Source organism: Caballeronia sp. M23-90, from assembly GCF_053574605.1.
In genome coordinates this window covers 1-6,587 of record NZ_JBSIPA010000375.1, presented here as the reverse complement: position 1 = coordinate 6,587, position 6,587 = coordinate 1, and the positions used below count along the sequence as shown (strand labels likewise).

Annotated in this window: 8 protein-coding genes; 1 reads left to right on the top strand and 7 read right to left on the bottom strand. The window is 61.8% G+C overall.

Annotated elements, in window-relative coordinates:
* Positions 1 to 136: 136 nt before the first annotated feature.
* The 3 genes from msrB to ACRXB1_RS27265 form a co-directional block, all read right to left on the bottom strand.
* A complete protein-coding gene (msrB, locus tag ACRXB1_RS27275) occupies positions 137 to 652 on the bottom strand; it encodes a peptide-methionine (R)-S-oxide reductase MsrB (RefSeq protein WP_449493796.1) in 516 nt (171 codons plus the stop codon).
* A 331-nt stretch (positions 653 to 983) separates the two neighbouring features.
* Positions 984 to 1,511, bottom strand: coding sequence for a hypothetical protein (locus ACRXB1_RS27270; protein ID WP_449493795.1), 528 nt, complete (start codon positions 1,509 to 1,511; stop codon positions 984 to 986).
* 223 nt (positions 1,512 to 1,734) lie between these two features.
* Entirely contained in the window at positions 1,735 to 2,556 is an 822-nt protein-coding gene (locus tag ACRXB1_RS27265; protein ID WP_449493794.1) for an SDR family oxidoreductase, read from the bottom strand.
* A gap of 117 nt (positions 2,557 to 2,673) precedes the next feature.
* Between ACRXB1_RS27265 and ACRXB1_RS27260 the strand changes: the two genes are divergently transcribed.
* On the top strand, positions 2,674 to 3,588 hold the full coding sequence (locus ACRXB1_RS27260) for a LysR family transcriptional regulator (protein ID WP_062003381.1): 915 nt from the start codon (positions 2,674 to 2,676) through the stop codon (positions 3,586 to 3,588).
* Position 3,589: 1 nt separating this feature from the next.
* Here the strand turns inward: ACRXB1_RS27260 and ACRXB1_RS27255 are convergent, their stop codons facing one another.
* The 4 genes from ACRXB1_RS27255 to ACRXB1_RS27240 all read right to left on the bottom strand — a co-directional run.
* Complete coding sequence (locus ACRXB1_RS27255; protein WP_449493793.1) at positions 3,590 to 4,786, bottom strand: thiolase family protein; 1,197 nt, start codon at positions 4,784 to 4,786, stop codon at positions 3,590 to 3,592.
* Positions 4,787 to 4,801: 15 nt separating this feature from the next.
* A complete protein-coding gene (locus ACRXB1_RS27250; protein ID WP_062171600.1) occupies positions 4,802 to 5,506 on the bottom strand; it encodes an SDR family oxidoreductase in 705 nt (234 codons plus the stop codon).
* Positions 5,507 to 5,576: 70 nt separating this feature from the next.
* Positions 5,577 to 6,008, bottom strand: coding sequence for a MarR family winged helix-turn-helix transcriptional regulator (locus ACRXB1_RS27245; RefSeq protein WP_062003384.1), 432 nt, complete (start codon positions 6,006 to 6,008; stop codon positions 5,577 to 5,579).
* A 69-nt stretch (positions 6,009 to 6,077) separates the two neighbouring features.
* Positions 6,078 to 6,587: TOBE domain-containing protein (locus ACRXB1_RS27240; protein WP_449493792.1), on the bottom strand; the 510-nt coding region annotated here is incomplete at its 5' end.

The following is a 6,587-nucleotide window of genomic DNA, read 5'->3' as shown; positions in this document are numbered from 1 at the left end:
ACGCATGGCCGTTGTTGGTACTCCCGGTTATTTTCGTCACGCATCCAAAGCCGAGATGAGCTTGATCTTCAGAAACTTGAGTTTGAGGCGTTGAACCGGCGCTGACTGGTCGGCCTTCGTATCATCCATGCGGCGCTCAGGCGGCACTCGGTTTGAAGTTCATCGCCAGGCCGTTCATGCAGTATCGAAGGCCGGTGGGTTTGGGGCCGTCATCGAAGACATGACCGAGATGGCTGCCGCATCGCCGGCAATGAACTTCAGTGCGCGACACCCCGAACGACAGGTCCTCGTGCGTGGCGACCGCATGATCGAGCGGCGCCCAGAAGCTCGGCCAACCGGTGTGGCTTTCGAATTTCGTGCGCGACGAAAACGCATCGAGCTGGCATCCCGCGCACGAGAACACGCCATTGCGATGCTCCGCGTTGAGCGGACTGCTATAGGGCCGCTCCGTGCCTTCGTGCCGCAACACGTTGTATTGCGCCGATGTCAGCGTGCTGCGCCACTGATCATCGGTATGAACGACCTCGAACGTCTCGTTCGCGTCGGCCGCCAAAGCCGGACTCACGCCCGGGACATCGCGTTGCCTGAACGCGGCGAAAGCGGCTGCCGCCAACGTGCTGCTCGCGAATAAAAAACGGCGTCTGGTGGTCATGGTGTGCTCCTTGACAAGACTCGCTGCTTGAGCAAATACAACGTTTGACATGCGGATAAATACGCAAACACATCTGAAGCGCGTTTAATCCCTGACCGCGTGGAAATGTATTTGACTTGAAAACAGCCCGCGTTCAGATGCTTCTGTTAGTTAATTCGTCGTCAAGGCGCGGACGGTTACATTGCAACGATCGAAATTATCAATCGCCACGTTATATTTTATTAAATATAGCGTTACGCCTGATTCGGCGATGTGTCGTGCAGGGCGGGAGCAGAAATGAATTGCGCCCGGAACCGGGCGCAATGAACAAGCAGTTAAAGACGTTGAGCGGTCACTTGACCATGTAACCGCGCTCGGTCATGCATTCGCTATATGCGCGCCAATACTGGACCATGGGCGGCTCGGGCGGAGGCAGCGCGGGCATGGGGGCATCGGTGGATGAAGAACTTGCGTTCGCGACGGCGCGTGCATCGGAGGCGACGCCCGGTCTGGCGGCCGATGCCGATGCCGATCCGGACGCCATCACCGGCGCTGAAGCTGAAGCCGAAGCCGACGCCTTGCCCGTAGCGGATGCCGGGTAAACCGCGGAAGCCCCGGAAGCCATCGCCGATGGCAACGGCGCCGCCACCGCGACCTGCTTCACGGCGCCAGGCTTGGTCGCCTGCGGTTTGATCGGCACTTGTGACACCTTCGCCATGTTCACGCCCGTGTGCTGGTTGGCGTAGCCATAGCACATGGCGTTATCGATACTCACTTGCGCCGAATTTTGACTGCGCATCGGAAACGCGGGCGGCTGCTGGGCGAACGCGCTTGCGCCCACGCACAACATGGCAACGCCGGCAAACAGGGAAACTCTCATAGCTCATGCACTCCGGAAACAGGATCGGCCTTACCCGGCCAGACCGCGCCAGCCGGACAGCCGGTCGGGCGCGGTCAAACGAGCTTTCACCATACTGTCGGTGCATTAGGCCCGTGCGAAAGACTATCGCCGAAATCCGCCAAGTCTTCGCATTTCTGGCCTGTTTCGCGTGCTGGACCGCTTTTCTTCGCGCGTCGACTCGTGGTCCGTTGCGTGAAAACCCTTAAACCGAGGGAAACTTCGCTCGCATGAAGTCAATGTAATCCTGATCCGGCAGGGTGCGGCGCGCTTTTACAAAACCACGCGAATCATCGCCGATGAGATAACGCAGCCGGTCCGTGCCATCGGTTGCGGCCTCGTGGATGAGCGCCGCGACATCGTCCGCGCGAATGGTGCTCGCCGCGGCCAGCGCGCCAAAAGCCGCCGCCGTGCGTTCGACAAAACCGTCGTAACTGCCAGGCTTTTCTTCCTGCACATGGCTTTCCAGCGAGCGAGCGTTGAAGTTCGTGCTGGTCACACCGCCGTGCGGGATCACGAGCTTCACGCCGATTCCCTGCGACCCAAGTTCATACGACAACGCCTCCGAAAATCCTTCCAGCGCGAATTTGCTGGCGCAATAGAGCGAGATCATGGGCAAGGTGAAAATGCCCGCACCCGAACTGACGTTTACGATCACTCCGCTTTTGCGCGCCCGGAAATGCGGCAGCACCGCGCGTGTGACGTCCATGACGCCGAACACGTTGACGTCGAACTGCGTCTGGATGTCTTCGCGCGACAGCGCTTCGAACAAACCGTACTGCCCGTATCCCGCGTTGTTGACGAGCGCGTCGATACCCCCGAACCGCGCGATGCCCGCATCGACTGCAGTGTGAATGCTGCCGGTATCTTGGACATCGAGGCGCGTGACGAGGACGTTATCGGCGGCAAGCGCCGCGTCGGGCCGGCGCATCGTCGCGATGACGTTCCAGCCCTTTGCGGCAAACAAGCCCACACTCGCCCGGCCAATGCCCGACGATGCCCCGGTAATCAAAACAGTCTTGCTCATGATCGCGAATTCCTTCAGTGGATGAAAAGATGCGATCACAATAAGGTCCGATAATCAGTGAGACAATACGCACAGCGCTGCACGGGTTGATGCAGCAAACAGCACAATGAGTTCTAAATGAGCCGAACCGGCCTGACCGAGTTGAGCGCAGTGACGGCGGTCGCCGCGCATCGAAGTTTTCGTGGCGCGGCGGCGGAACTTGGCATGTCGCCATCGGCGTTGAGCCATGCGGTCGCGGCGCTGGAGCAGCGCATGGGCGTGCGGCTGTTTCATCGGACCACGCGCAGCGTCTCGCTCACCGAGGCGGGCGAGCAGTTTCTCGCGCGCGTCACCCCGGCGCTGCGCGAAATCTCGGCGGCCATGGAAGACGCAAACCTGCATCGCGAAACGCCGGCGGGAACGCTGCGCATCAATGCATCGGAAGGTGCGGCGCTGGAGCTGATGCAGCCCGTCGCCTACGCGTTTCTCGCTCGGTATCCGGATATGAAGCTGGATATCGTGACCGAGGGACGGCTGGTCGATATCGTCGCGGAAGGTTTCGATGCCGGTGTCCGTGTGCTCGACATGGTGCCCCAGGACATGATCGCGGTGCCGTGCAGCCGGCCGGTGCGCTTTGCCGTGGTGGCATCGCCCGAATACTTCACGAGGACGAAGAAACGCCGCCCCAAAGTGCCCGACGACCTGCTCGCGCACGAATGCATCCGCGCGCGTTATTCAAGCGGCGGCGTGTACAAATGGGATTTCGAGAAGCGCGGCGAGCGTATCCAGATCGATGTCAAAGGCGCTCTCACGCTAGATAACCATCACCTGATGCTCGACGCCGCGCTGAACGGCGCCGGCCTCGCGTGGCTGAGCGAATGGGCGGTGGGGAAAGACATCGCTTCGGGCCGCCTTGTACGCGTGCTCGAAGACTGGTCGCCGCCGGGTCCGAGGTTGTGTTTGTATTACCCGGGGCATCGGCATGTGCCGGCTGGATTGCGCGCATTTATCGATATCATCCGCGAGTTCAATCCAGCGCCGGCACGCGCCTAGATCAAAGGCTTTCAAGCGCCAGTGCAATGCCCTGCCCGCCGCCAATACACAAGGTCACCATTGCGCGCCTGAGGCCGTCGCGTTTCATCGCGTGGACGAGGCGCGTGACCAGCACCGCGCCCGTCGCGCCGATCGCGTGTCCATGGGCGATCGCGCCGCCTTCCGGATTCACGATGTCATCGGGCAGACCGAGCGTGCGCGCAACCGCAATGGGCACGGCAGCGAACGCCTCGTTGATCTCGATGCGCTCGAGGTCGCCCAGCTTCCAGCCCGCGCGATCCAGTGCCTGCTGCACGGCCGGCACCGGTCCGAGTCCGAACATGCCGGGTTCGACTGCCGCGATGCCATAAGCCACGAGCCGCACCGATGCCGCAATCCCATTGCGATCCGCAAACGCACGGTCCGCAACAAGCATGGCCGCCGCGCCGCTGTTAAGGCCTGGCGCGTTACCCGCTGTGATCGTGCCGTCCGGACGAAATGCGGGGCGGAGCTTCGAAAGTGTCGCTAGGGTGGTGTCGGGGCGCGGTTGTTCGTCGGTATCGAAGAAGACAGTTTGCTTGCCCGCCTTCACGTCCAGCCCGACGATCTCCGCTTTGAAAAACCCCTTCGCTTCAGCCGATGTGAACCGCTGCTGCGAACGCTCGGCAAAGCGGTCCTGCGCCTCGCGCGTGATGTCCATCTGCGTCACGAGGTCTTCCGTGTGCCAGCCGGAATGCTTGCCCGAAAAGGCGTCGTCCAGACCGTCGCGCAGCATGCTGTCGTGGATTTCCGCGTTGCCCATGCGATACCCGAACCGACCGTTATCGAGCAAGTACGGCGCGCGGTCCATGTTCTCCATGCCGCCTGCCACCGCGAGCTGCACGAATCCCGCGCTGATTTCGTTCGCCGCCGATACCACCGCCTGCGCGCCCGATCCGCATACACGGTTCACGGTCAGCGCGGGAACGGAAACCGGCAAACCACCATTCATCGCCGCCTGTCGCGCGGGATTCATGCGATTTCCCGCCTGGATCACGTTGCCGAACGTGACTGAATCGACCTTCTCCGGCGCGACGCCCGAACGCTGCAGCGTCTCCCGGATCACGGCTGCGCCGAGGTCGGCCGCGCTCGTGCCTTTCAGCGTGCCGTTGAACGCGCCGATCGCCGTTCTGACCGGCGCGCACAACACAATCTCGCGTGACTGGCTTTGCGTACCCATGGTGGTTCTCCCGTTTTAGTGGGCGGGCGTCAGGTAGGCAGGCGTTGCGGAAGACAGCGATCCCTTCACGTTGCGGCCGACGTCATCGACGAGAATCTCCTCCTTGCCCTGCTCGATGCCTTCCAGCACTTGGCGCACGACTTCTTGCGGCGTGGTTTTGGGTGCATTGATGCCGGCGGTCATGTCGGTATCGATAAAAGCCGGGTGCACGCCGACCACCAGCGTGCCCTGGCCGCGCAGTTCGGTCCGCAGGCCGTTCGTGATCGCCCATACGGCCGATTTGGACGCGCTATAGGCACCCGTTCCATCGATAGTCAGCCAGCTCAGCACCGACAGGATATTGACCACCGCGCCGCCGCCGTTGCGCTTCAAGGCTGGCGCGAACGCCTGCGTGACGGCGAGCGGGCCGATCACATTGGTTTCGAACAATGAGCGGGCGGCATCGATGGAACCCGCGTCCAGCAGCGAGCCGCCGATGATCGCGCCCGCATTGTTGATGACGATCTGCACGTCGGTCAGCCGGTCGGCCGCGGCGGCGATGCTTTGCGCGTTCGTCACGTCGAGCTGGACGGCTTCCACGCCGGGAATCTTGATGGCGGATTTATCGCGCGCCGTTGCATAGACCTTGGACGCACCTGCTGCCAACAGTGCCTTTGCGAACTGCTCGCCCAAGCCGCGATTCGCGCCTGTAACCAGAACTACCTTGCCTTTGATTTCCATGTCAGCTCCATAAAGTGTATATGCACTAAATGCATTAAAAAAACGCCCGGCGTTATGCCGGGCCTTCGTTTCATTCCATCGATGTCAGTTCCAGCAATGACTTCCTCAACTCCCTCGCGCGGTCCCGGCCGAATTTCTCTTCGAATTCCTTTTGCGCCTCGTGCCAGCGCAAAGCGGCTTCGCCAAGCGTTTTTTTACCGCCTTCGGTGAGATTCAGCGCCACGGCGCGCGTGCCGGCGTCTTGCTGGTCGGCCGTGACCAGACCATCGCGTTGCAAAGGCTTCAGCGCGCGAACCAGCGTGGTGCGCTCCATCACCATTGCATCAGCGAGTTCGGCCATGGTCGTCCCTGGCCGCCGGTGAATGGCGGCGAGGAGCGTGTACTGCGCGGCCGTCACGCCTGCCTGCCCGACGTGGCGCTCGTAAAGCTGCGAGACGAAGCGCGCCGCCTGGCGGATGGCGAAACAATTGCAGTCGAGATAGGACAATTCAGGGGAAGTCATACGCACAGAGTAGTTTGTGCATATGCACTTTGTCAAGCTGGCACCAATTCGATGTTTTGACGCGCGTCATCAGGTGCGCGGATAAGCCATCACATCGCCTTCCACGGACAACCCCACCCGCTCGCCCACACGCGGATACGAATACCCCGCCACGCGGATCTGCATGCCGTGTGAACCGCCGTCCGAGCGCAGCATGACGCTGGCATCGTGGCCATAAAAGACGACTTTTTCGACGGTCGCGTGCACATCGCCGTGATCCGTAATGCGGATTTGTTCGGGGCGGATCATTACGTCGACATCGCTTGCTGCAACCGCACGCGTGATGGGCAACGTACCGAATTCGCAGCGCACGTGCATCGGATCGCCGGAAACAATCGATCCCGGCACGATCACCGCATCGCCGACAAAACTCGCCAGTTCCCGCGATACCGGCCGCCGGTACACCGCCTCCGGCGTATCCGTCTGCACCAGCCGCCCGCGCCACAGCACGGCGACCTCGCGCCCAAGCGACAAGGCTTCGGACTGGTCGTGCGTGACCAGCACGGCTGTCGCTTGGGCGCGAGGTCGCCGTGCTGTGGA

Coding starts and splice junctions, on each gene's coding strand:
- msrB (WP_449493796.1), bottom strand. CDS start 652: ATGACCACCAGACGCCGTTTTTTATTCGCGAGCAGCACGTTGGCGGCA.
- ACRXB1_RS27270 (WP_449493795.1), bottom strand. CDS start 1,511: ATGAGAGTTTCCCTGTTTGCCGGCGTTGCCATGTTGTGCGTGGGCGCA.
- ACRXB1_RS27265 (WP_449493794.1), bottom strand. CDS start 2,556: ATGAGCAAGACTGTTTTGATTACCGGGGCATCGTCGGGCATTGGCCGG.
- ACRXB1_RS27260 (WP_062003381.1), top strand. CDS start 2,674: ATGAGCCGAACCGGCCTGACCGAGTTGAGCGCAGTGACGGCGGTCGCC.
- ACRXB1_RS27255 (WP_449493793.1), bottom strand. CDS start 4,786: ATGGGTACGCAAAGCCAGTCACGCGAGATTGTGTTGTGCGCGCCGGTC.
- ACRXB1_RS27250 (WP_062171600.1), bottom strand. CDS start 5,506: ATGGAAATCAAAGGCAAGGTAGTTCTGGTTACAGGCGCGAATCGCGGC.
- ACRXB1_RS27245 (WP_062003384.1), bottom strand. CDS start 6,008: ATGACTTCCCCTGAATTGTCCTATCTCGACTGCAATTGTTTCGCCATC.